Genomic DNA, 22,658 nt, shown 5'->3' on the forward strand with positions numbered 1-22,658 from the left:
TTGTCGCTGATTTTCGGCTCTTTGTGGACACGTAGTCTGCCATCGGCCAGCATCGGCGCCAAGCGGATGGTGGAGGGCGATGTGCGATGACGGGTGGGGAACGGGCACCGGCAGACCTGCTGCCGACAGCCGGGCCGGTGCGCTTCGTGGCCGAGGACGGCACCGCGTGCCCGGCTCCCGCGGGCTACGGGGAACCCTCGGCGGAACGGCTGCGGGACGGCTACCGGCGGATGGTGCTGGGCAGGCGGTTCGACACCCAGGCGACCGCGCTGACCCGGCAGGGCAGGCTCGCGGTCTACCCCTCCGCGGCGGGGCAGGAGGCTTGTCAGATCGGGGCGGTGCTGGCGTTGCGCGGCGACGACTGGCTGTTCCCGACCTACCGCGACTCGATGGCGCTGGTCGCGCGCGGCCTGGACGTCGTGGAGGTCATGACGCTGCTGCGGGGCGACTGGCACTGCGGCTACGACCCGCGCACCACCCACACCGCGCCGCAGTGCACCCCGCTGGCCACCCAGACCCTCCACGCCGCGGGGCTGGCCGACGCCTTCCGGCGGCGGCGTGCGGGTAACGTGGTGCTGGCGCTCATCGGTGACGGCGGCACCAGCGAAGGCGACTTCCACGAGGCGCTCAACTTCGCCGCGGTCTTCCGCGCTCCGGTCGTGTTCTTCGTGCAGAACAACCGGTACGCCATCTCGGTGCCGCTGGAGAAGCAGACCGCGGCGCCGTCCTTGGCGTACAAGGGGATCGGCTACGGCATCCCGTCCGAGCAGGTCGACGGCAACGACCTCGTGGCGGTGCTCGCCGTGCTGGACGAGGCGGTGGCGCACGCGCGGCGTGGCGAGGGGCCGTTCCTGGTCGAGGCCCACACCTACCGGATGGACGCGCACACCAACGCCGACGACGCCACCCGCTACCGCGACCCGGCCGAGGTGGACCGGTGGCGTGCCGCCGATCCGGTGACACGGCTGGAAAAGCACCTGCGTGACCGCGGCGTGCTCAGCGACGCCGACGTGGTGGCGGACCAGGACGCGGCCGAGGAGTTCGCCGCCCGGTTCCGGGCCGGCATGAACGACGAGCCCGCGGTCGAGCCGCTGGAGTTGTTCGAACACGTCTACGCCGGGCCGCCGCGCCGGCTCGCCGCCCAGCGCGCGGTGCTGGCGGCCGAACTCGCCGCACAGGAGGCGTGACGTGGAGCAGATCACGATGGCACAGGCGCTCAACGCGGCACTGCGCGATGCGCTGAAGGAGGACGAGCGGGTCCTCGTGTCCGGGGAGGACGTGGGCACCCTGGGCGGGGTGTTCCGCGTGACCGACGGGCTGACCCGGGATTTCGGCGAGGAGCGGTGTTTCGACACGCCACTGGCCGAATCCGGCATCGTCGGACACGCGGTCGGCCTGGCGATGGGCGGGTTCCGGCCGGTGGTGGAGATGCAGTTCGACGCGTTCGCCTACCCCGCTTTCGAGCAGATCACCTCCCACGTCGCGAAGCTGCGCAACCGCACCCGCGGCGGGCTGGAGCTGCCGATGGTGATCCGGATCCCCTACGCCGGCGGGATCGGCGGCGTGGAACACCACTGCGACTCCAGCGAGGTCTACTACACGCACACCGCCGGGCTGCGCGTGGTGACACCGGCGACGCCGCAGGACGCCTACGACCTGCTGCGGGACGCGATCGAATGCCCGGACCCCGTGGTGTTCCTGGAACCGAAGTGCCGGTACTGGACCAAGGACGAGGTGTCCTTCGGACGGGACGGCACCCCGTTCGACCGGGCGGTGGTGCGGCGACCCGGCACGGACGCCACGCTGATCGCCTACGGGCCGATGGTCGCCACGGCGCTGGAGACGGCGGAGGCGGCCGCCGCCGAGGGCCGGGACCTGGAGGTTGTCGATCTGCGCACGCTGGCCCCGGTCGACGACGAGACGATGACCGAGTCGGTGCGCCGCACCGGGCGCGCCGTGGTGGTGCACGAGGCGGCCGGGTTCTGCGGGTACGGCGCGGAGATCGCGGCGCGGCTGAGCGAACAGTGCTTCCACCACCTGCAGGCACCGGTGCTGCGCGTGACCGGCTTCGACGTGCCCTATCCCGCCCCGAAGCTGGAGCAGCACCACCTGCCCACGGTGGACCGCATCCTCGATGCCGTGGACCGGTTGCAGTGGGACGACGAGGTCGTGACCGCCGGGGGCGTGCACGGTGCCTGACTTCCTGCTGCCCGACCTCGGTGAGGGCCTCACCGAGGCGGAGATCGTGCGGTGGCTGGTGGAGGTGGGGGACACGATCACCGTCGACCAGCCGGTGGTGGAGGTGGAGACCGCGAAGGCGGCCGTGGAGGTTCCGGCGCCGTTCGCTGGGGTCGTCATGGCGCGGCACGGCGAGCCCGGCGAGGCACTGGAGGTGGGCAAGCCGTTGATCACCGTGGCAGAAAGCGCTTTCACCGAACCCGGCGTGGTGACCGCGGCTGAAGGGAGCGGGAACGTCCTGATCGGGTACGGCACGCCGAACGCGGCCCCGCGACGGCGCCAGAGGCGAGCGGGCACCGTGGTGCTGGACCGGCCCGCGGGGGCCGCCGGGGTCATCTCGCCGCTGGTCCGCAAGCTGGCCCGCGACAACGGCCTGGACCTCAACGGCATCTCCGGTTCCGGTCCCGGGGGCATTATCCGGCGTGCGGACGTGGAGGCCGCACTGGCGGAGCGGAAGGGACGCCGGGACGGTGACGGCGACCGGCGGGTTCCGTTGCGGGGACTGCGGAAGGTGATTGCCGACAAGCTCAGCACCTCCCGGCGGGAGATTCCGGAGGCGACGGTCTGGGTCGACGCCGACGCCACCGCGCTGTTGGCCGCGCGCGAGGCTCTCAACGCGGCGGATCCCGCACGCCCGGTCAGCCTGCTCGCGCTGCTGGCGCGGTTCACGGTCGCCGGGCTGCGGCGGTTCCCCGAGCTCAACGCCCGCGTGGAAGGGGAGGAAATCGTCGTGCTCGGCGCGGTCCACCTCGGTTTCGCGGCGCAGACCGAGCGGGGGCTCGTCGTGCCCGTGGTGCCCGACGCGGACCGGATGAGCACCCGCGAGCTCGGGGCGGCGATCGCGGCCCGCACGGCCGCGGCGCGCGCGGGGCAGCTGTCCCCCCACCAGCTCACGGGTGGCACGTTCACGGTGAACAACTACGGGGTGTTCGGAGTGGACGGTTCCGCGGCGATCATCAACCACCCCGAGGCCGCGATCCTCGGCATCGGGCGGATCGTGGCACGGCCGTGGATCGTCGACGGCGAGGTGCGGGCGCGGAAGGTGTGCCAGCTGACCCTGGCCTTCGACCACCGCGTCTGCGACGGGGGCACGGCGGGCGGGTTCCTCCGCTTCGTCGCCGACTGCGTCGAAGCGCCGGTCACCGCACTGGGAGACCTGTAGCCGCACGGACCTCTCGGCGCGCCGGACGAAGGTCCCCCTGCCGCTCGCGCTACTCCGGAGCAGCACCAGGACCGTTGTGCGGCGGGCGCTCCCGGCAAGGACGGTCGGCCGGGACCGCCCGAAATGAACCGAAGGCCCCACCGGAACACCGGTGCGGGCCACACCGTGGCCGCCGGCCGCCGAAAGCGGTGCCGCCGGTCGTCGTGCCCTGACCGGAGCTTCCGGGCTCCTGCTCCCGTGTCGGCTACACCGCTGCCGGAACCCGGGCGTTGTCCCAGATCTGCAGGACGTGATCGATGGCCAGCGACAGGACGTCGACGTCCACGCCGTCACGCGCCTCGGTGGAGATGCCCCACAGGAAGCTCTCCAGCGCGCACGCGAGCGCAGCCGGGTCCGTCTCGGGGCGGAGCTCACCGGTGCCGATCGCACGCTTGACACAGTTCTCGAGATTCCGCCGGACCAGGTCCCGGCGCGTGCGCAGGAGGTCCCGTGCCCGGTGGCCCGCATCCGATCCGGTGGTCGCGGCCAGGACGACGAGACATCCGGCGGGGTGCGCGGGGTCGGTCTGCATAGCGGCCGAGCGGCGCAGGACGCGTTCGACGGCCTCGCGGGGACTCAGTGCGGGATCGCCGACGTCGTCGGTGACCTGCCCGTAGGAGCCTGCGTAGCGACCGACCACGGAGTCGAACAGGGCTTCCTTGGAACCGAAGGCGGCGTAGAAGCTCGCCGAGGAGATGCCCATCGCCTCCCGCAGTTGCGCGAGCGTCGTGGCTTCGTAGCCGTGCTGCCAGAACAGGCGCAGCGCGGTATCGAGAGCTGAGTCGACGTCGAACTCTCGTGGGCGTCCGGTGCGTGCCATCTGCTACCCCTCCAATACTGCTTCACCGGAGAACACTACCGAAAACCGCGCCGATTTCCAGATCATGTGATCCAGAATTCATTGACTGCGGCGAGCCGGGCGGCGCAGACTTCTGGCATGGCTAATCCAGAAATCGCTGGCCGCTCGACGGTCAGCCCGCCGCGTCAAGCCACGCGTCCCGCCGGCTCGAGCAGCGGCCGGGACGGACCGCGCCTGCCGTGGTCCGCGCTCGCGGCCATGGCGCTGACCGGCTTCGTGGTGATCATGACGGAGACGCTGCCCGCAGGGCTGTTGCCCGAAATCGCGGCCGGCCTCAGGGTGAGCGAGGGCGCCGCCGGGCAACTCGTGAGCGTGTACGCGGCCGGGACCGTCGTCGCCGCGCTACCGGTGATCGCGCTGACCCGCGGTCTTCGACGCAAACCCGTCTACCTCGCGGCCGTCGCCGGGTTCGTGATCACCAACACCGTCACCGCGGTGTCGGACGCCTACGTGCTGACGCTGGTCGCCCGTGCGGTCGGCGGCATGTGCTCCGGTCTGCTCTGGGGGCTGATCCCCGGCTACACGCGAGGCATCGCCCCACCCTCCCGCGCCGGCCGCGCCCTGGCCGTGGCCATGGCCGGTGTTCCGGCCGCGCTGTCCGTCGGCACTCCGCTGGGCACGTTCGGCGGCACGCTCCTGGGATGGCGGTGGACCTTCGCCGCGCTGTCCGTCCTCGCGGTCGTGGCACTCGGATGGATGGCGTCGAGCGCGCCGGATGTTCCCGGCGCCAGCCGCGCCACGGCCAGGACTCCCGTCCTCAGGGTGCTGGGCACGCCGGGGGTGCGGCCAGGGCTCGCGGTCGTCCTCGGCTGGATGCTGGCCCACAACCTGCTCTACACCTACCTCGCGCCCTACTTGGCCGCCGTGGGCGGCCCCGGGCGGGTGGAGGTCGTCCTCCTCGTCTTCGGCCTCGCCGCACTGGCTGGGATCTGGGTCACCGGTCAGCTGGTCGACCGCGCGCTGCGGAGGCTGACCCTGTGCAGCCTGGCCGCTTTCGCGGGAGCCACCGTGGTGCTGGGTGTCGCGAGCCGGGTGACGCCAGTGCTCTACGCCGCCGTGGTCGTCTGGGGCCTGACCTTCGGCGGAGCGTCGACACAGCTCAACACCGCGGTCCTCAATGCGGCCACACCGCACGTCGACACGGCCGCGGCACTGGTCTCCACGGCGTGGAACCTCGCGATCTTCGGCGGCAGCGCCCTCGGCGCGATCCTGCTGGGCACCGCCGGTGCGGGCGCCTTCCCCTGGACTCTGCTGGCACTGGTCACCACGGCACTGGTGATCACCTTCGTGTCCCGGAAGCACGCCTTCACACCGGGGGTGCAACGGCCCGGCCCCACGTCCTGACCGCATGTTCCTGCCGCACACGAAAGGATCCACCATGACCACGACATCCCCGAACCCGGCGCGAGCCGGTCACCCGGTCGGCGGTTTCGGTTCCGTCACCGGAACTCCCGGCCTTCCGGACGGGTTCGCCGACACCTTCACCAGCCGCCTCGTCGACGTCGACGGCGTGCACCTGCACATCGTCGTCGGTGGCGAAGGTGCGCCGCTGCTGCTGCTGGGCGGTTGGCCGCAGTTCTGGTACCAGTGGCGTCTCGTGCTGCCCGCCCTCGCCCGGAACCACACGGTGATCGCGGTCGATCCCCGCGGTACCGGGCTGTCCGACAAGCCGCGCAAGGGCTATGACTCGGCCACCCTGGCCCGCGAAACCCACCAATTGATGAGGGTCCTCGGTTACGAGCAATTCGCGATGGTCGCCCACGACGTCGGCGGGTGGACCGCGTTCGCGATGGCCGTCGACGACCCCGGCGCCATCACGAGGCTGGTGCTCGCCGAGATGATCATCCCCGGTATCTCGACCTCGCCGCCCCTCATCGGCACCCGCTGGTGGAACGACTTCGAATGGCATTTCCCGTTCAACCGCGCCTACGACATCAACGAGAAACTCGTCGAAGGCCGCGAGCACCTCTACTTCGGCCACCAGTTCGCCACGAAGGCCGCGACCCCCACCGCCATCCCGGCGGCCGCGGTCGACGTCTACGTGCAGGCGCTGCGGATGCCCGGCGCCCTGCACGCCAGTTTCGAGTTCTACCGCGAAATCGACCAGATCCTCGAGCAGAGCGAACAGCGCAAGAAGCTCCCCCTCGACATCCCGGTGCTGGCGATCTCGGGCACCGACGCCGGTCTCGACGTCGAAGCCGAGATGCGCCCGGTCATCTCGGAGATCACCGGCGTCGTCCTGCGTGGGGGACACTACATCGCCGAGGAAAACCCCGAGGCCTTCCTCGATGTGGTCCTGCCCTTCCTCGCAGCGGACTCCGGCGCCGATCACGGATGAGCTGAAGGCCCGCCGGACCACGCCTGGCGTGGTCCGGCGGGCCTCGTCCCAGGTCGGCCGGTGCGGGAAGTAGTCGACCTGCCCGATCACCGCGATCAACTCCGCACTTCGGCACCGGCTGTGCGACGGGTCGGCGTCGTCGACGGGGAGGAAGCGGCGGTCGGCGGACGCGGTCTGGCTGCCCCTGGCCGCGCGGTGAACGGCCCGCCCCGGAACCGGCTACGCCCGCCGTACGCGGCCCGCTGACGCTGTCGATGGCTGATGCTCGCTGGCTCGGTGGCGCTGCGGCAGAGCGTGCGATGCCGGCTGGCTGCGGGCATCAGCGGGTATGCGAGACAACCACGTGGGCTGGTGCGCCGTGGTGCGCGGCCGGGTTCTGCCCGGGAGCTGTTGCTTGCGCGATCTCGATGCCGTCGTGCAGGTCGGATGCGCCGTCGAGGGCGGTCTGCGCCGACAGTGCGGCGAGGCCGAGTACGAGGGCGCCGGCCAGCATGGCGGCTGGCCTGGTGGGGGCCGGTGCCGCCAGCAGGGCGGACACCCGGCGGGGTACGGGACCACCGCTGGCGGCCAGGGCGAACGGGTGGGGCGTGCGGCCGGCGAGTGCGGCTTTCGCGACCGCTCGCGCGACGAGGCTGCGATCTCCGAGGTGGGTGGCCGCGGTTTCGTCGGCCCATCGTTCGAGGGCGAACGCGGTGGCGGTGCCGAGCGGGCGCAGCAGCGGGTTGAGGGCCGAGGACAGCGCCACGGTGATCAGGAACAGGTGGTGGCGCAGGTGCAGGTGGGCGCGCTCGTGGGCCACGTTACGGCGAACGAGATGTTTCCGACCTCGGGGTCTTCCAGGCGATTGAGGGCACGGGCCAGGGGCACGAAAATGAACCCTGCGCCCACCGGGCCCGCCCGGTGCACCAGACTGACGACGCCACCAGGTCGCACCACCCGAGCCATTTCGGCACGGCTTTTCCGAGATGCAGCACGCCCAACATCGACAATGCCGCGTCGAACTCGTCATCGCTGTACTGCAGACTGGTCGCGTCCATCACTTCCGCGGAACATCCGCGATAGGGCGACAAGCGCTGCGCCGCACGCCGGATCAATCCGATTGAAATGTCGGTCGCCCGCACGAGGTGTCCACGGTGGGCCGCTGTGACAGCCAATCGACCGAGGAAGCGCCTGGCTGATCAGGACCGAGGGACCTCCGCAGGAGCTCAAGCCGGGTGATGTCGTCCTCAGCCCCTCCGGCACCCCGCACGGGCCGAGTCACAAGCCTGGCCCGCTTGGCTCGGTCATGCGCGAATGCACCACTACCTCGAAGCGGCGCCCGGCGTGATCGCGGTATCGCCCGACTACGATCACAATCCGCAACTGTGGCCACTCGTCGATCTGCTCGCGAGCGAAACGACCGCAGTCGTCACCCCGGGAACGGGATGCTCCGGGCGTTCCCGGGCCTCGCTGCGCCACTCCGTCCACGACATCATCGCCACCCGGCGCGACCGCCCCGGGCGATCACGCGCCCTGTTGCCGGCGCCGCTCGCCAGGAACCCGATATTGAACGACGGCTGCACACCGGAGTCATTCGGGTGCTGAACCCCGGACCCGCGTGCCTCGCGCACCTGTTCGAGCTTGACGAGATCGGCCACCTCATCACGGAGGCACTGCGCCTGCCCGCCAGGTTGTTGGCTTCCCCGAGCAGTGGTCGAGCACATCACACCCGGCGGGTTCCGCCTTCCCGCGGGCACCACGGCCCGACCGGTACCACGCCCCCGGCCGGTTCGCCCCGGAGCGGGGGTGCCGCGCCCGCTACTTCCCGTTCGTGGCCGGACCCAGCGTCGCCGTTGGGTCGGCCGCCCTTCCCACCCGCACTTCCGCCGGTCGCGCCGCCTACGACCGCCGCGTCACCGGCGGTGCGGTTGCGGGCCGGCTCCCCGGCGTGCGCAAGGACGGGACGAGGTTCTCCGGCAGGAGGAGTTCCTCGAGTTCCGCCCGGTTGAGGAGACCGCGCTCGATGGCCACGTCGGATACACGACGGCCGGTCTGGACGGCCTCGGCCGCGATTTCCGCCGCCGCGGAGTATCCGATGCGAGGGCTGAGCGCGGTGACGATGCCGACCGAGTGCTCGGCCAGATGGCGCAGGTGCTCGGTGTTGGCGGTGATCCCGCTGACGCACCTGTCGGCGAGCGTCCAGCAGGCATTGGTCAGGTGCGCGATCGACTCGAACAGGCTGTGCGCGATGATCGGCTCGAACGCGTTGAGCTGCAGCTGCCCGCCTTCGGCCGCCAGGCTGATGGTGACGTCGTTGCCGACGACCTCGAACGCGACCTGGTTGACCACCTCGGGTACCACCGGGTTGACCTTGCCGGGCATGATCGATGAGCCGGCCTGCACCGGTGGTAGGTTGATCTCCGCCAGGCCGGTTCTGGGCCCCGACGACAGCAGCCGCAGGTCGTTGCAGACCTTCGACAGCTTCACGGCAGACCGTTTGACCACCCCGGAGAGCTGCACGAACGCACCGACGTCCTGAGTTGCCTCCACCAGGTCGGCCGCGGTGGTGACCGGTAGCCCGGTGATCCGGGCGAGGTGACCGCACGCGAGCTCGGCGTACGCGGGGTCGGCGTTGAGGCCCGTTCCGATGGCGGTACCGCCGAGGTTGATCTCGGCGATCAGCGCCGATGCCTCAAGCAGGCGTTCGGCGTCCTCGCCCAGCATCACCGCGTAGGTGCCGAACTCCTGGCCCAGGGTCATCGGGACGGCGTCCTGGAGCTGGGTCCGGCCCACCTTGAGCACGTGGGCGAACTCTTCGGCCTTGGTGGCGAACGCATCGGCCAGATGGAGCATGCCGGTACGCAGCCGGTGGACGGTGAACCGCAGGGCGACCTTGACCGCGGTCGGGTAGACGTCGTTGGTCGACTGGCTCAGGTTGACGTGTTCGAGCGGGTGCACGACTTCGTAGTCGCCACGCCGATGGCCCAGGAGTTCGAGTGCGCGGTTGGCGATGACCTCGTTCGCGTTCATGTTGGTCGACGTCCCGGCCCCGCCCTGCAGGACGTCGACCACGAACTCGGTGTGCAGTTCGCCGCGGCGGATTTCTTCACAGGCGAGCACGATCGCGTCGGCTTTCTCCTGATCGAGGAGCCCGAGCTGGGCGTTGGCGAGCGTGGCGGCCTGCTTCACGCATGCCAGGGCGACGATGAGGTCGGGATGGCTGCTGATCGGGATGCCGGTGATCGGAAAGTTCTCCACAGCACGCCGGGTGTGCACCCCGTAGTAGGCGGTCGCGTCGATGTCGACGGTCCCGAGCAGGTCGTGTTCGGTTCGCCGCGCGGTCGCGGGCGGGGGAGTGGCTTTCATGGCGCAGCGGTCGCTTCCTCGACGGGGGCCTGGGCGGCTATCCGCGCTCGGGCTTTGAGAGTTCCCCACCGGTAACACAGGAGCGCGATCACGGCGACGACGAGCGACCCCCACGGTTCCGCGAGGACGCCCAGGCCGCCGTAGGTCCCTAGGAAGGAGACCAGTACGACACCGGTGATGAACACCCCGAACCACAAGCCGTCCTTCACCTCTGCCAGGGAGCGCCGCTTCGGTCCGACGTGGTTGACGAGGAGGTAGACGACGAACAACGCGAGGATGATCAGGAAGCCGTCGCGCCCGTTGCGCCAGCCGGACCAGAACAACAACAACCCCGACACCACGAAGGACAGCCCCGCGACCGGGTACGCGTGCCGCAGCCACGGGCGGGTGTCGGCCCTGCCGGGATGCAGGTCGATCGTGCCCGCGGCCACCGAGGCGCCGGCGTACACGATGGCCAGGAAGAATCCGGCGACCTTCACCAGTTCGTGCCACGACTGGAACACGAGCAGGAAAAAGATCGCGACGGCGAGGTTCACCAGCAGGGCCCACCGGGGGATTCCGGATCCCCGGTGCACGCCGGCCACCGCCCCGGGCAGCATGCGGTCCTCGGCCAGGCCGTAGGTCACCCTCGCTTTCCAGGCGGTACTCGTGAACAGCGTGCCCGCCGGAGCGACCACCGAGTCGACGATGAGCAGTGTCGCCAGCCAGTGCATCATGAGCAGGACGGCGATCTGTGCGAACGGTGACGTGAAGTTCACGCCCGCCCACCCCGTTCCGCTGAGCAGGTCGCCTGGCACGCCCACGAGGTAGGCGATCTGCAGGCCGACATAGATGACGAGGACGGCGCCGACGGCCGCGAACAGCCCGAGTGGGACGTCCCTGCGTGGGTTGCGCGCCTCCCCGGACATCACGGCGGGCGTCATCACGCCGGCGAAGGCGAACAACAGGCCGCCACTCGTGGTCGCCGTCAACGCCGAGCCCGGTCCGTACGGCGCCCAGCCCCCGCCGAGTGCGATGTTGTCCGAGTCGAACCCGCTGTAGATGATGCAAACCACGGCCACGACCGGAACGACGACCTTGAAGGCCACCAGGACGTTGTTCAAGCGTGCCATCAGCACGACACCGAAGTAGTTCAGCGCGACGAAGAGAGTGAGGATCGCGACCGCCGCGGCCAAACCGAGGGGAGTCAGGTGGCCGTTGCCGAAGAGACCGGGCACAGAGGAGGAGACGTACTGGATGATGGCCGTCGTCTCGCCGGGCGTCGCCACCGATATCTGGACGAAGGCCGCCCAGCCGACGATCGCCCCGACGAACGGCCCCGAGGTCATCCGTGGCCAGCGGACGTTCCCGCCCGCCAGTGGCAAGGCCACACCGAGATGGGCGTAGATGAATCCGATGAGGACGGTGGCGCCGCCCGCGATGATCCACGAGACGATCGAGGCCGGCCCCGCGGTCTGAGCGGCGTAGTAGGACGCGAGCAGCCAGCCGGAGCCCATCATGCTCGCGAAGGTCATGGACGCGAGCGAGAACCAGCCCAGCTTCTTCTTCAGCCGGGCGTCATTGCTGACAGGTGTCGAGACGGAACTCATCGTTGAGCCTCTTCTCTAGCGCGGCAGGTGCCGCTCGATCGGCTGGTTGTGGTGTACGGATTGGACCGAGGAGAGTTCCCTGAGCGCGAACGACGGCCCCTCGCGACCGAGTCCGGCGCTGCCGTCGCCGCCGAAGGGCATCCCGTCGAACCTGGTGTCGGTGTCGTTGACCACGACGCTGGCGTGCGGCAGGACGGCCGCCGCCGTCGCCGCCGTGTCGAGGCGGCTCGTGAACACCGACGTCTGCAGGCCGCTGGTTCCGCGTGCGAGCGCGAGGGCCTGGTCCAGATCGTCCACCGGCCGGGTCGCTGTCACGGGACCGAAGACCTCCTCATGCCAGAGACGCGCGTCGCCGGGCACGTCCCGGAGCACGAGCAGTGGCCGATGCAGGCTCGAGAGCGCTTCTGGCCCCCGATACACCGGCGACGCACCCCGGTCGAGTGCGTCGGCGGCCAGCGCGTCCACACGGGACACAGCGGCAGTGTCGATCAGCGGGCCCATGTCGGTGGCGGGATCCGCCTTCGGCCCGCTCACGGTTTTTTCCAGCTGCTCGGACAGCAAACGGAGGAACTCGGTGTGGACCGGCCTTTCGACGAACACAGCTTGCGGGTGCAGGCAGTTCTGGCCGGCGGCACCCCGGGCGGCGTCGGCGAGCCGGGTCGCGGCAAGGGCGAGATCGGCGTCCCGGGTCACGATGGCAGGGGACACTCCGCCCAGTTCCAGCAGGATCCGCCGGGCCCCGGCGACGCGCTCGATCTCGCGTCGCAGTCGCTGTCCTCCCGTCGCGGTGATCGCCCGGACCCGCGGGTCCGACACGAGAGGGGGCACCACCGTCTTCCCCTCACCCAGGACGATCTGTAGTTGCGGGAGAGGGGTGCCGGCTCGCCAGAACGCGTGGCACAGCAGAAGTGCCGACACCGGGGTCCGCTCGTCCGGGCGCAAGATGGTGTGGTTGCCCGCGGCGAACGACGGTCCCACCTTGTGCGCGACGAGATTCAACGGGTCGTTGTACGGGGTCAGTGCCGCGACCACCCCGAGCGGCCGGTAGCGGTAGTAGCCGGTGTGGGCGCGGAGCCGGCGCGTGGAGTTCACCGGGATCAGCTGTCCGGCAACCGTGCGGGCCGCCTCCGCGCTGAGTTTCAGCGTCTCGATGCACCGGTCCACCTCGGCCCGGGCCTCACGGATCGTCTTGACGCCCTCGGACATGATCACGTGTGCGAACACGTCGAACTCGGCGGACACGATGCCGACGACGGCCTCGAGGATGCGGATCCGCTCGTCCAGTGGCAGCGGGACATCCGCGGTCGAAGCCGCCGTCACGGCCGCTTCGACCGCTCGGTGATCCTGCTGCGGCAAGGAGGCCACCGCGCTGCCGTCGTCCGGGTCGCGCACGATCAGCTCGTCATCGGCGGCGATGTCGGCAGTCTTCACCGCGGCCTCGACGAGCCGCGCCATCTCGGCGCGGGTCTCGTCATGGGAAGGGAAGGCCGTGGCCATCAAGGACGCCCGCTCGTCTCGAGTGCGTGGAGCACGTCCTCGACCAGGTCTTCCTCGTCTTCGATACCGGCGGAGAACCTGATGAGACCCGGATCGACGCCGGCGTCCCGGAGTTCCTGGGGGGTCATGGCCGCGCCCCACATCGCGGCCGGATGGATGACGAGTGATCCCACGTGACCGAGACTGGAGGCGTGCTTGGCGTACTTGAGGCCGGTGACGAACGCCGAGGCCGCCTCGAACCCACCCGCAAGCGTGAAGGACAGCATGCCGCCGAACCCGTTCATCTGGTGCGCGGCGATCTTGTGCCCGGGGTGGGTCTCGAGCCCGGGGTAGTTGACGGCGGACACGGCGGGATGGGTCGCCAGCGCCCGGGCCAGAGCGAGCCCGTTGGCGTTGTGCCGCGCCATCCGCACGGACAGCGTCCGCAGACCGCGCAGCAGGAGCCAGGCGTTGAACGGAGCCAGCACCCCGCCGAGGACCTCGTGCGTGTGCCAGATCCGGTCGATGAGCTCCTGGGAGCCGATCACCGCGCCGGCGAGCAGGTCCGAGTGGCCGCCCAGGTACTTGGTGCAGCTGTGCCAGGACAAGTCGCTGCCTAGTGCCAGCGGTTGCTGGTTCAGCGGGGTCGCGAAGGTGTTGTCGGTCGCGACGTAGGCGCCGGCCGCGTGGGCGATCTCCGCCACCGCGGGTAGGTCGGTGATCTCCAGCAGCGGGTTGCTGGGCGTCTCCAGCAGCACCAGCCGCGTGTTCTCCCGGATCGCGGTCTCGAAGCTCTCGGTCGAGGTCTGGTCGACGAAGGTGCACTCGACGCCGAGCCGCGGAAGCACGTTGTGACAGAGGTTGCTGACCCCCGCGTAGATGCTCCGCTGCACGACGACGTGATCGCCGGCCTGCACCAGTGCCAGTGCCAGCGTCGACACGGCCGACATCCCGGACGCGGTCATCAGTGCCCGTTCGCCGCCCTCGAGCTGCGCCAGGATCGCGGCCACCTGCTCGTGATTCGGGTTGCCCTTGCGGTTGTACATGTAGGGGTACAGCGGCTCCGTCGCCACCTGGGCCAGGACCTCGGTGCTGGGCAGTTCCCAGTTCGAGCCCTGCGCGATCGACGGGGTCACAGCCGCGTCCCAGTGGAGGTGGTCGTCACCGTGGATGAGCGAGGTAGTGATGTTCACGGTGCTGACGGTAAGACGAATCTGGCCTGATAATTAGAGGCCAGATGACAATTGCTGGTATGTTTTTTCCATGTCTGTCACCTCTAGATCGCAGGCTGCTCTGTCACTGGACCGGCTGGTACGCCTTCTAGGTCCTTGGCAGAGCAGGCCAGGGCCGCTGTACCGGCGAATGTCCGGAGCGCTGACGGACGCCATCCTGGACGGCCGTCTCGCGCCCGGGGATCGGCTGCCCTCCCACCGCCACATCGCGGAGGGATTCGGCCTGAGCCGCAGTACGGCGGTCAGGGTGTACGAGGAGCTGCGGCAGTCCGGGCTGCTCGACTCCCATCCGCGTTCCGGCAACTACGTCCGGCTCCCCGACGACTCCACCACCAGATCCGGCTCCTGGCTCCCCGCGGCGGGGCCGCTGCCGGGTCCCCTCGATCTGTCGAAGGCGACGACCCGTGCCGACGACGTCGTGGTGGAGGTCCTGGGGCGCGCCGCCGCCGACGTCGCGTCGTTCACGGCCCGTGACGGCTACGACGTGCTGGGCATTCCTGAACTGCGGAAGGCCGTCGCCCGCCGGTTCGAGCGACGGGGACTTCCGACCAACTCCGAACAGATCCTCGTCACCTCCGGCGCCCAGCATGCGATCGACCTGGTGACCCGTTTGCTGATCCAGCCGGGAGACGCCGTCCTGCTGGAGTCACCCGCCTACGCTGGCGTCATCGACCGGCTCCGGCAAGCGCGTGCCGACCTCATCGGTCTCGACATCAGCGAGACGTCCTGGGACGTCGAACGACTGGCCACCCTGGCGCGGCGCAACCGGGCCAGGGTGGCGTACCTGACACCGGACTTCCACAACCCGACGGGACGCCTGATGGGACAGGACGTTCGCGAGAACCTGGCCGAGTTCGCCGCACGCGAGAAACTCACGCTCGTCGTGGACGAGACCAACGTGGAGCTCGCCGTGGACGAGGACCTCGTGATGCCGGCCCCCCTGGCCACGTTCGCGCCGGCGCGGAACACGATCACCGTGGGGTCCCTGAGCAAATGCGTGTGGGCCGGGCTCAGGATCGGGTGGGTTCGCGCGGAGCCCACGACCATCCAGGCCCTCGCGAGCCTCAAGCTCACCTCGACCCTGAGCACGCCACTGCTGGAGCAGCTCGCGGCCGCACGTCTTTTCCTCGGAGGCGGTCTGGACACGTACCTGGTCACCCGGCGGCAGCGTCTGGCCCGCCAGCGCGAGCTGGCGCTTCAGAGCGCCCGCGCCCTCGGGCTGACCGTCAGCCGGCCGGCCGGTGGACTCTCGGGCTGGGCGATGCTGCCCTCCGGATCCAGCAGCGCCTTCGCCCAGCACGCGCTGCGGCACCAGTTGCTCCTGCTGCCCGGCACCCGCTTGTCGCCGAACGGTGTTCTGGACCGGTTCATCCGCCTGCCGTATTCGCTCCCGGAGCCGGAGCTGCGGAACGCGTGTGCTGTGCTCGCGAGCGCGTGGGAGAGCTACGCGAACAGCACGGAGGCGCTCCCGGTGTACCCTGATCCGATCGTTTGACCGCCGCACGGGGATCGGTGGTGGCGCGTGAGGCCGGCGTCGGCGACCGTGGCCACCCCGAACCGACGGCCGAGCATCGCGGCCGAATGGCGATCCCGTTTGGCGTCGGGAGTGATCGTCATCGTGCGGAACGAGGACCGCCCAGACGGTTGCGGCGTAGTTGATCCGCTCCGCGGTAATCGACGCGCTGGTCGAGGCGATCAACGAGGCACAGACGCAGCGGAGGGAAGCCGTCACCCGTCAGCCCCACGGAGGTTCCTGCACTGATCCGATTGCGTGAGTGAGGTCCGCCGATGTGGACTATCGACTTCGGGGCTTCGAAGAAGCTTTCGCCGCGATGGCGATCACTGCGGCCGTTGTGGTATTGGCGGTCATGATCTGGCTTGGTTTCGCGGCGCCGGCTGGCATCCACCGCCCTGGGATCCGCAGGGGCGTGCTTGTGATGCGCCCCGGGTTTTGTGCAGGCTGTGATTCCAGGAACGACACAGGGCATGCCGGCACCGGGGAAGTACAGCGATGAGCTGCGTGAATGGGCGACGCGGTTGGCACCGGAGGCGATCGCGGCCGAGAGGCAGTGGATGGCGGCGGTCGGCGATCCGCCGGGGGTCGCGGGCCGGCTGGATGTGCACCCGGAGGTGTTGCGGATGTGGGGCAAGCGCGCCGAGATCGACGGCACGGCACTCCTGACGGTTCCGCGCCCCAGCGGGTCGTTGAGGGGAAGAATCCCGGAACCGAGTCGATCTGCGTGGTCTTGAACGACGCGGGCGCACGGATCGCCCCGAGAACGTGTTGGGCAGCCGAGGAGCGTGCCCCGTCGAAAGGCCCGCGCGGGATGCGGAACTGCTCAGCTCACCGCGAGGAAACCTGAATTCGCACGCAGTTGTCGTGGTTCACCGCCCCCGAGTGGACCAGATCGCCAATGTGTCGTTGAGTCCACTGTGCTCGTTCGCTGGTCACATCCAAGGCACGGTCATCCCGCGTCATCAGCCCCACCGGACCACCGCTCGCGGCTCCGGGCGCACACCGTGGTCCTCCCAGCCGGCACCATCGGCGCCAGGTGCGCGCACCACCTCGCCGCACGAGACCGCAGCGTTGCTCGTGCCCGGGGAACACGGGAAAAGCAGCTCGAGGCGGTGGCGCTGCGACGGGGGCCTCGGCCCGCGCCTGGTGACCACGACGCTGTGGGCGCTTCACCGTGCTCCTCGACAGCCTGCGCTCCGGGGTCCAGAACGCGGGCTGGGCCAAGGGGAATCGCCGGTGAGGTGCCCCTCCGCGACCGCGCGTCCGCTCGCGCCACCTCGACGACCTGGCTGAGATCGCCTCAGCGGTGCGAGTCCGACTGCGCGAGTACCGCGACGGCTTGCTCGACGAAGGCGCTGGTGCGCGGGTTGTTCACGGCGGTGAGCCAGCAAAGAGCTGTCTCGGACGGCGGGAGATCCCGGATCGGGACCGCAACGACGTCGGGGTGGTAGTGGTGCTCGGTCCAGCCCTCCACGGTGGGATGGACGAGCTGCCCGAGGGCGACTTGCATGTTGATCTCTACGGCGGTTCCGAGGTTACCGACGGTGCGCTGCACCCGTCGGCCGGTGCCGGTGACGGACGGGATGAACGCCTCGGCGAACTCGGGGGGCTGTGTGGGGCCGAGGGTGCCCACCGGGCGCTCTCCGATCTCGTCGTAGTCGATCGATTCGCGGCCGGCCAAGGGATCGGTCGCCGCGACGAGCAGCACGCGTCGTTGCCGCACCAGCACGGGGCCGATCGTGAGGTCGGGCTGATCAAGTGGCAGCCTCGCGGTGTAGAGGTCCACCTGCCCGCTGCGCAAGAGCGCCAGTGGATCGGGTACCGAACCGACGTCGACGAAATGAACCGCGCAGGAGGGGTGGGCGGCGGTGAAGGCGCGCACGACCGCCGTCATCTGCGGGCCGGCGTTGAGCGAGTTGTTGTAGATGCCCAGCTGGACGGTGCCGACGACCGAGCTCGCCCGGTGCTTGCTGCGCTGAAGTGCCTCGACGAGGGCTGCGTACGCTTGCCCGACGTCGTCACGCACGACCTCGCCGAACGCGGTGAGGTGTACCGAGCGGCTGGTGCGTTCGAACAGTCTGCCGTCCAGTTTGCGCTCAAGCGACCGAATGGCCTGGCTGACCCGGGATTGCGACAGCAACAGGCGCGAGGCAGTCCGACCGAAGTGCCGCTCTTCTGCCAGGACCAGGAAGATTCGCAACTCCTGCAACTCCACCGAGATCTCCATCAATTACTGAGACTAATCGCTGCGTTGCGACAAGTCTCGTTGATCGCCCGCGCCGCCGGCGACAGACTTGCCCGGACCGACTTCGAAGGAGCAACAATGATCCTGGTGGCCACGGCCGGCAAGGCCGGAACCGAGGCGGCGCTGTTGTTGGCCAGTGCTGGGGCCGGTGTGCGTGTGCTTGTCCGCGACGTCGGGCGGCACGAGGGTCTGCGTATTCCCGGCGTCGAGCTCGTCGTTGGAGATCTGCGGGACTCGGCGATCGTCAAGGACGCCGTGACAGATGCCGACGGCGTGGTGCTGGTCAGCCCCGCGGCGCCCGGCGAGGAGCTCGGTGTCGTTGAAGCGACCGCCGCGGCCCGTGTCAAGCACGTGGTCAAGCTGACCCACATGGGATACACGCTCCTGTGGAGCAACGCCTTCATGCAGAACCTGCTCGCCATGGCACCGAGGACCGCGCAGACCGACAGCTTCGCAGCCTCCACAGGGAGGGGCCGAGTCGGACTGATCGATGCTCGTGACGTCGCGGCCGTGGCGGCGCGTGTGATGTCCGACCCCGGTGCCCACGCGGGCAAGACCTACTGGCTGCGGGCCCGCAGCTGCTGTCGTACCCGGACATCGCCGACGTCCTGTCCGATGTGCTGGGCCGCAGGATCACCTTCACACCCCGGTCGCATGAGGAGGACGTCAGCGCTTTCCGCGCAGCGGGTCTGCCGCTCTCGGCAGCCGAGAACAACGCTCTGGCGTTCGAGCTGATCGCCGACGGCGATACCCCCTGGCTCTCCGACGACCTGACGGCACTACTCGGTCGCCCTGCCCGCGCGTTCGCGGGCTTCGCCCGTGCGCATGCCGCCTCCTTCACTGCTACCTGATGGCGTTCCGACGCGGCCTACCTGCCGCTCACCAACCGCCTCCGTCGCAGTTCCCCCGTTCGTTCTCCGCCTGAGGAGCTTCACGTGTCCGAACCGTCTCCTGCCGAAACCATCGTTGTCGCCACGTTCCAGGCCAAGCCTGGCCGTGGTGCCGAGCTGCTCGCGGAGTTCTCCGAACTGAGCACCGAGGTGCTTCGCGACGAGCCCGGCACCCTCCGCTTCGCGCTGTACGTGGAGCCCGACTCCGATCCGCTTCGACTTACGCTCATCGAGAAGTACGCCTCTCCCGCCGCGTTCCAAGCACACCTCGACGGTGCGCTCGTCGGGCACCTGCCGCGGTTGATGGATCTGCTGGCCAGCGGCCCCGATCCGGTCATGCTGAAGCCGGCGGAGCTGACGATCACCGGCGACGACACCCACACCGCTCGGCTGCGGATATAGCTGGATCGAACTCGCGGGCACCGTTGCGGCCGTGACCCAAGCACCGCAAGCCGTTGGCCATGTCGTCACCGGCCGCCCGCTCACGGCCGACTCCCGTGCTCCACCCCACGGGAAGAAACCGTTGCCCTGCAAGGGCCCGCTCAGCCGTGGCGCGGTGGCACCTCCGCGGGGCGCCCGCGAATAGGTCCGCTCCGTCCGGGTATGCGGTCGGTCGCCGGGTTCCGCCGCGGTTGGAGGCAGGATGTCAGACGATTCGAACGACGAACGCGCAACTCTGCCCCTGCGGTCCCAGGCCGGCAGCCGGGACGAGCCGGAACTCGAGGAGGCGTTCGACCGGATCATCGCCGAAGGGCGGGACCGGCTGGGACGTCCGTTGCTGCCGTTGCTGGCCACCGGCCTGCTCGGCGGCGTCGACGTCGCCGTGGGAGTGCTGGCTTACCTGGTCGTCAAGCACGAGACCGGCCAGCCGCTGCTGGCGGCCGCCGCGTTCACGATCGGGTTCATCGCGCTGCTTCTCGCGCGCAGCGAGCTGTTCACCGAAAACTTCCTGGTGCCGGTGACCGCTTTGGCGTCCGGTACCGGTTCCTGGCCACGGTTGTTCCGGTTGTGGCTGGTCACCCTCACCGCGAACCTCGCCGGGGGTTTCGTGATGGCCGGCATGATCGTGGTCGCGCTGCCCGGCCTTCGCGACACCGCCGCCGCGACCGGCGACCACTACGCGACGCTGGGCGTGTCCTGGAGCTCGCTGTTCCTGGCCGTGCTCGCGGGCGCGGTGATCACTCTCATGACCAGGATGCAGCACGCCACGAACGACATGGGGGTCAAGCTCGTCGCGGCGGTGGCCATGCCGTTCCTGCTCGTCGGGGGGCAGCTGTTCCATTCGGTGCTCGACTCGATCCTCATGTTCGCCGGGCTGCTCGGAGGCAGGGCGCACTACTCGTGGGCCGACTGGGCCCTCGCGCTGGCCTGGTCCTCGCTGGGCAACATCATCGGGGGCATCGGACTGGTCACCTCGATCCGGCTGCTCCGGGTGTCCCACCGGGTCGAGGAGGCCCAGCAGGAGGCCCGTGGAGGGACCTGACCCGGGGTGCCCGGTCAGCCGGGCGTCATCGGAGCAACACCCGGGAGGATTACGCGGAGACGGGACGGGTATGTGCCGGGAGGGGGCCCCAGAGGCCGTTCGACCACAGGTCGGAGGAGAAGCCGTGCGTGCGATGGTCTACCGCGGGCCGTACAAGGTCCGTGTCGAGGAGAAGGACGTTCCCGCCATCGAGCACCCGAACGACGCCGTCGTCCACGTCACCCGGGCCGCGATCTGCGGCTCGGACCTGCACCTGTACCACGGGATGATGCCGGACACGCGGGTCGGCATGACGTTCGGGCACGAGTTCGTCGGCGTCGTCGAGGAGGTGGGCTCCAGCGTGCGGAACCTCGCACGGGGGGACCGCGTGATGGTGCCGTTCAACATCTTCTGCGGGACGTGCTGGTACTGCGCTCGGGGTCTGTATTCCAACTGCCACAACGTCAATCCCAACGCCACCGCTGTCGGCGGCATCTACGGCTACTCGCACACCTGCGGCGGGTACGACGGGGGGCAGGCCGAGTACGTGCGGGTGCCGTTCGCCGACGTGGGGCCCGCCGTCATTCCCGGCTGGATGGACGACGAGGACGCGGTCCTGCTCACCGACGCGCTCGCGACCGGGTACTTCGGCGCGCAGCTCGGCGACATCGTGGAGGGGGACGTGGTGGTGGTCTTCGGGGCCGGCCCGGTGGGCCTGTACGCCGCGAAGTCCGCCTGGTTGATGGGGGCGGGCCGGGTGATCGTCATCGACCACCTGGAGTACCGGCTGGCGAAGGCCCGCACGTTCGCCCACGCCGAGACGTACAACTTCAGCGAGTACGACGACATCGTCGTGCACCTGAAGAAGATCACCGGCTACCTCGGCGCCGACGTCGCGATCGACGCCGCGGGCGCCGAAGCCGACGGCAACTTCGTGCAGCACGTGACGTCGGCGAAGCTGAAGCTCCAGGGCGGCTCGCCGGTGGCCCTCAACTGGGCGATCGATTCGGTGCGCAAGGGCGGCACCATCTCGGTGATGGGTGCGTACGGGCCGGTGTTCAGCGCCGTGAAGTTCGGGGACGCCCTCAACAAGGGACTGACGCTGCGGATGAACCAGTGCCCCGTGAAGCGGCAATGGCCGCGGCTGTTCGAGCACATCCGCAACGGTTACCTGAAACCCAGCGACATCGTCACCCACCGCATCCCGCTCGAGCACATCGCCGAGGGCTACCACATGTTCTCGGCGAAGCTGGACGGCTGCATCAAGCCCCTCATCGTCGCGGGCAGCTGAAGGAAGGAAAGGTGCCATGACCTACACCTCGGAACGACCGCCGCTGCCCGAGACGAGTGACCAGCTGCGCGCCCGGATCCCGGGCTGGGGCGCCGACCTCGACCCGAAGGACCGCCCGTCGGTGCCCAAGCTGCAGTGGCAGGAGGACCGCACCGGCGCGCACTGGGAGTTCCCGGAGCGGCAGCCGGAGAAGTGGCCCCGGGAACGGTCGATCGAGCACGAGTTCCTGACCCCGGTCTTCGGCACTTCGTGCCCGCCGAGGGGTTTTTCGGGGATGCTGCGGAAACTGTCCTACCGGAAGTACAGCGAGGGCCGCGCGGCGCACTGGCTGCTCCTGCTGGCCGCGGACCGGGTGGACGCGTGGGAGAGCCACGCCCGTTCGCTGCTGACCCTGCGTCCCGACAACCCGGTCACGCAGACCGGCGTGCTCAGCGAGTTCTCCCGGCACGGCGTGTCCTCGCGGTTGGGGAAGAAGCGCGCGGACGTCAAGCACCAGATGCTGGACCCGGTCATCGTCGCCGGGCCGTGGGTCCTGGCGGGCGGGCTGGTCTTCGCGGCCATCAGGAGGACGCTCCGGCGCGGGGGCCGGTGATCCATACCGGCGGCCGGACGGCCGGGACCCGGCCTGTGGCGGCCGCCTTCCGGCGTCCATTGTGGACAACTGCGGCCGTTCTCCCGGCCCGCGCGGTGGGGGAGGAGCGAGCCGCCCTGGTCGTCCTGCGGCACACTCCGTCCCCGCCGGGCACCACCTCACCGGACCGCGGGCGCGGGTCACGTCACAGGACCGGCGTGCCGCCGGTAACCGCGATTCGGGCTCCGGAAACGTAGCTGGCCTCGTCGGAGGCGAGCAGCACGTACACCGGGGCGAGTTCGGCCGGCTGGCCTGCGCGGCCCAAGGGCACTCAGTGTGAGGGTGTGGATGGGCTGTGGCTTGGTGGTTATGGTCCGGTTTGGTTGCGTGGTGACTGGCAAGGGC

The 22,658-nt window shown here is 69.7% G+C and carries 22 protein-coding genes; 13 read left to right on the plus strand and 9 right to left on the minus strand.

The features are described 5' to 3' along the window. The first annotated feature begins 86 nt into the window (after window positions 1-86). From pdhA to ABFX51_RS12720, 3 genes are read left to right on the plus strand one after another with little or no spacing between them, the layout of a single operon-like run. Window positions 87-1,187 (plus strand): pyruvate dehydrogenase (acetyl-transferring) E1 component subunit alpha, encoded by a 1,101-nt coding sequence (gene pdhA / locus ABFX51_RS12710; RefSeq protein ID WP_091515204.1) that lies wholly within the window; start codon window positions 87-89, stop codon window positions 1,185-1,187. A 16-nt stretch (window positions 1,188-1,203) separates the two neighbouring features. Beyond that, on the plus strand, window positions 1,204-2,199 hold the full coding sequence (locus tag ABFX51_RS12715; protein WP_091515305.1) for an alpha-ketoacid dehydrogenase subunit beta: 996 nt from the start codon (window positions 1,204-1,206) through the stop codon (window positions 2,197-2,199). Then, on the plus strand, window positions 2,192-3,400 hold the full coding sequence (locus ABFX51_RS12720) for a dihydrolipoamide acetyltransferase family protein (protein WP_091515202.1): 1,209 nt from the start codon (window positions 2,192-2,194) through the stop codon (window positions 3,398-3,400). Before ABFX51_RS12715 ends, ABFX51_RS12720 begins: the two co-directional genes overlap by 8 nt. 244 nt (window positions 3,401-3,644) lie before the next feature. Here ABFX51_RS12720 and ABFX51_RS12725 read toward each other — a convergent pair whose 3' ends face one another. After that, complete coding sequence (locus ABFX51_RS12725; RefSeq protein WP_091515199.1) at window positions 3,645-4,259, minus strand: TetR/AcrR family transcriptional regulator; 615 nt, start codon at window positions 4,257-4,259, stop codon at window positions 3,645-3,647. 117 nt (window positions 4,260-4,376) lie between these two features. Here ABFX51_RS12725 and ABFX51_RS12730 point away from each other — a divergent pair, with 117 nt between their 5' ends. Together ABFX51_RS12730 and ABFX51_RS12735 are read left to right on the plus strand one after the other, a co-directional pair. Continuing rightward, on the plus strand, window positions 4,377-5,642 hold the full coding sequence (locus tag ABFX51_RS12730) for an MFS transporter (protein WP_091515196.1): 1,266 nt from the start codon (window positions 4,377-4,379) through the stop codon (window positions 5,640-5,642). A gap of 34 nt (window positions 5,643-5,676) precedes the next feature. Beyond that, window positions 5,677-6,636 carry an alpha/beta fold hydrolase gene (locus ABFX51_RS12735; protein WP_091515193.1) on the plus strand — a complete coding sequence of 320 codons (960 nt, stop codon included), beginning with the start codon at window positions 5,677-5,679 and terminating at the stop codon, window positions 6,634-6,636. Between the two features lie 319 nt (window positions 6,637-6,955). Here ABFX51_RS12735 and ABFX51_RS12740 read toward each other — a convergent pair whose 3' ends face one another. Further along, window positions 6,956-7,435: a hypothetical protein gene (locus ABFX51_RS12740; protein ID WP_245783375.1), complete on the minus strand. Its 480-nt coding sequence runs from the start codon at window positions 7,433-7,435 to the stop codon at window positions 6,956-6,958. 1 nt (window position 7,436) lies between these two features. Beyond that, the gene (locus ABFX51_RS39640) at window positions 7,437-7,790 is read right to left on the minus strand and encodes a class I SAM-dependent methyltransferase (RefSeq protein ID WP_143249990.1); all 354 of its coding nucleotides are present in this window, start codon (window positions 7,788-7,790) and stop codon (window positions 7,437-7,439) included. A 23-nt stretch (window positions 7,791-7,813) separates the two neighbouring features. Here ABFX51_RS39640 and ABFX51_RS39645 point away from each other — a divergent pair, with 23 nt between their 5' ends. Further along, entirely contained in the window at window positions 7,814-7,963 is a 150-nt protein-coding gene (locus ABFX51_RS39645) for a cupin domain-containing protein (RefSeq protein WP_428832471.1), read from the plus strand. After that, window positions 7,930-8,220: a hypothetical protein gene (locus ABFX51_RS12745; RefSeq protein WP_143249989.1), complete on the plus strand. Its 291-nt coding sequence runs from the start codon at window positions 7,930-7,932 to the stop codon at window positions 8,218-8,220. The genes ABFX51_RS39645 and ABFX51_RS12745 overlap by 34 nt, the downstream gene beginning before the upstream one ends. Before the next feature lie 294 nt (window positions 8,221-8,514). Here the strand turns inward: ABFX51_RS12745 and ABFX51_RS12750 are convergent, their stop codons facing one another. The 4 genes from ABFX51_RS12750 to ABFX51_RS12765 are packed head-to-tail and all read right to left on the minus strand — an operon-like array spanning window position 8,515 to window position 14,239. Continuing rightward, a complete protein-coding gene (locus ABFX51_RS12750) occupies window positions 8,515-9,981 on the minus strand; it encodes an aspartate ammonia-lyase (protein ID WP_091515191.1) in 1,467 nt (488 codons plus the stop codon). Then, window positions 9,978-11,570: an APC family permease gene (locus tag ABFX51_RS12755; RefSeq protein WP_091515188.1), complete on the minus strand. Its 1,593-nt coding sequence runs from the start codon at window positions 11,568-11,570 to the stop codon at window positions 9,978-9,980. The genes ABFX51_RS12750 and ABFX51_RS12755 overlap by 4 nt, the downstream gene beginning before the upstream one ends. 15 nt (window positions 11,571-11,585) lie before the next feature. Further along, window positions 11,586-13,067 carry an aldehyde dehydrogenase family protein gene (locus ABFX51_RS12760; RefSeq protein WP_091515186.1) on the minus strand — a complete coding sequence of 494 codons (1,482 nt, stop codon included), beginning with the start codon at window positions 13,065-13,067 and terminating at the stop codon, window positions 11,586-11,588. Beyond that, window positions 13,067-14,239, minus strand: a complete 1,173-nt coding sequence (locus ABFX51_RS12765) for a trans-sulfuration enzyme family protein (RefSeq protein WP_091515184.1) — start codon at window positions 14,237-14,239, stop codon at window positions 13,067-13,069. Before ABFX51_RS12765 ends, ABFX51_RS12760 begins: the two co-directional genes overlap by 1 nt. A 169-nt stretch (window positions 14,240-14,408) precedes the next feature. Here ABFX51_RS12765 and ABFX51_RS12770 point away from each other — a divergent pair, with 169 nt between their 5' ends. Continuing rightward, window positions 14,409-15,773, plus strand: coding sequence for an aminotransferase-like domain-containing protein (locus ABFX51_RS12770; protein ID WP_177228959.1), 1,365 nt, complete (start codon window positions 14,409-14,411; stop codon window positions 15,771-15,773). Window positions 15,774-17,094: 1,321 nt separating this feature from the next. On the opposite strand, the gene ABFX51_RS12775 is transcribed toward ABFX51_RS12770, so the two are convergent. After that, a complete protein-coding gene (locus ABFX51_RS12775; protein ID WP_091515178.1) occupies window positions 17,095-18,021 on the minus strand; it encodes a LysR family transcriptional regulator in 927 nt (308 codons plus the stop codon). A gap of 96 nt (window positions 18,022-18,117) precedes the next feature. Here ABFX51_RS12775 and ABFX51_RS12780 point away from each other — a divergent pair, with 96 nt between their 5' ends. From ABFX51_RS12780 to ABFX51_RS12800, 5 genes are all read left to right on the plus strand, one after another. Further along, window positions 18,118-18,774 (plus strand): SDR family oxidoreductase, encoded by a 657-nt coding sequence (locus ABFX51_RS12780; RefSeq protein ID WP_245783374.1) that lies wholly within the window; start codon window positions 18,118-18,120, stop codon window positions 18,772-18,774. Window positions 18,775-18,974: 200 nt separating this feature from the next. Further along, complete coding sequence (locus tag ABFX51_RS12785) at window positions 18,975-19,331, plus strand: putative quinol monooxygenase (protein WP_177228958.1); 357 nt, start codon at window positions 18,975-18,977, stop codon at window positions 19,329-19,331. A gap of 241 nt (window positions 19,332-19,572) precedes the next feature. Continuing rightward, entirely contained in the window at window positions 19,573-20,412 is an 840-nt protein-coding gene (locus ABFX51_RS12790; protein ID WP_091515173.1) for a formate/nitrite transporter family protein, read from the plus strand. Window positions 20,413-20,545: 133 nt separating this feature from the next. Continuing rightward, entirely contained in the window at window positions 20,546-21,682 is a 1,137-nt protein-coding gene (locus ABFX51_RS12795; protein WP_245783383.1) for a zinc-dependent alcohol dehydrogenase, read from the plus strand. A 16-nt stretch (window positions 21,683-21,698) separates the two neighbouring features. Then, window positions 21,699-22,274, plus strand: coding sequence for a hypothetical protein (locus tag ABFX51_RS12800; RefSeq protein ID WP_091515168.1), 576 nt, complete (start codon window positions 21,699-21,701; stop codon window positions 22,272-22,274). 184 nt (window positions 22,275-22,458) lie between these two features. Here ABFX51_RS12800 and ABFX51_RS12805 read toward each other — a convergent pair whose 3' ends face one another. After that, window positions 22,459-22,578 carry an SDR family oxidoreductase gene (locus tag ABFX51_RS12805; protein ID WP_346053801.1) on the minus strand — a complete coding sequence of 40 codons (120 nt, stop codon included), beginning with the start codon at window positions 22,576-22,578 and terminating at the stop codon, window positions 22,459-22,461. Window positions 22,579-22,658 lie beyond the last annotated feature (80 nt).

The sequence above is a fragment of the Amycolatopsis dongchuanensis genome, assembly GCF_039542405.1.
Classification (GTDB): Bacteria; Actinomycetota; Actinomycetes; order Mycobacteriales; family Pseudonocardiaceae; genus Amycolatopsis_E; species Amycolatopsis_E sacchari.

What these genes read in the sequence shown, in the direction of transcription:
- pdhA (WP_091515204.1), top strand. Translation starts at nt 87, where the DNA reads ATGACGGGTGGGGAACGGGCACCGGCAGACCTGCTGCCGACAGCCGGG.
- ABFX51_RS12715 (WP_091515305.1), top strand. Translation starts at nt 1,204, where the DNA reads ATGGCACAGGCGCTCAACGCGGCACTGCGCGATGCGCTGAAGGAGGAC.
- ABFX51_RS12725 (WP_091515199.1), bottom strand. Translation starts at nt 4,259, where the DNA reads ATGGCACGCACCGGACGCCCACGAGAGTTCGACGTCGACTCAGCTCTC.
- ABFX51_RS12730 (WP_091515196.1), top strand. Translation starts at nt 4,377, where the DNA reads ATGGCTAATCCAGAAATCGCTGGCCGCTCGACGGTCAGCCCGCCGCGT.
- ABFX51_RS12735 (WP_091515193.1), top strand. Translation starts at nt 5,677, where the DNA reads ATGACCACGACATCCCCGAACCCGGCGCGAGCCGGTCACCCGGTCGGC.
- ABFX51_RS12745 (WP_143249989.1), top strand. Translation starts at nt 7,930, where the DNA reads ATGCACCACTACCTCGAAGCGGCGCCCGGCGTGATCGCGGTATCGCCC.
- ABFX51_RS12750 (WP_091515191.1), bottom strand. Translation starts at nt 9,981, where the DNA reads ATGAAAGCCACTCCCCCGCCCGCGACCGCGCGGCGAACCGAACACGAC.
- ABFX51_RS12755 (WP_091515188.1), bottom strand. Translation starts at nt 11,570, where the DNA reads ATGAGTTCCGTCTCGACACCTGTCAGCAATGACGCCCGGCTGAAGAAG.
- ABFX51_RS12760 (WP_091515186.1), bottom strand. Translation starts at nt 13,067, where the DNA reads ATGGCCACGGCCTTCCCTTCCCATGACGAGACCCGCGCCGAGATGGCG.
- ABFX51_RS12770 (WP_177228959.1), top strand. Translation starts at nt 14,409, where the DNA reads ATGTCCGGAGCGCTGACGGACGCCATCCTGGACGGCCGTCTCGCGCCC.
- ABFX51_RS12775 (WP_091515178.1), bottom strand. Translation starts at nt 18,021, where the DNA reads ATGGAGATCTCGGTGGAGTTGCAGGAGTTGCGAATCTTCCTGGTCCTG.
- ABFX51_RS12780 (WP_245783374.1), top strand. Translation starts at nt 18,118, where the DNA reads ATGATCCTGGTGGCCACGGCCGGCAAGGCCGGAACCGAGGCGGCGCTG.
- ABFX51_RS12790 (WP_091515173.1), top strand. Translation starts at nt 19,573, where the DNA reads ATGTCAGACGATTCGAACGACGAACGCGCAACTCTGCCCCTGCGGTCC.
- ABFX51_RS12795 (WP_245783383.1), top strand. Translation starts at nt 20,546, where the DNA reads ATGGTCTACCGCGGGCCGTACAAGGTCCGTGTCGAGGAGAAGGACGTT.
- ABFX51_RS12800 (WP_091515168.1), top strand. Translation starts at nt 21,699, where the DNA reads ATGACCTACACCTCGGAACGACCGCCGCTGCCCGAGACGAGTGACCAG.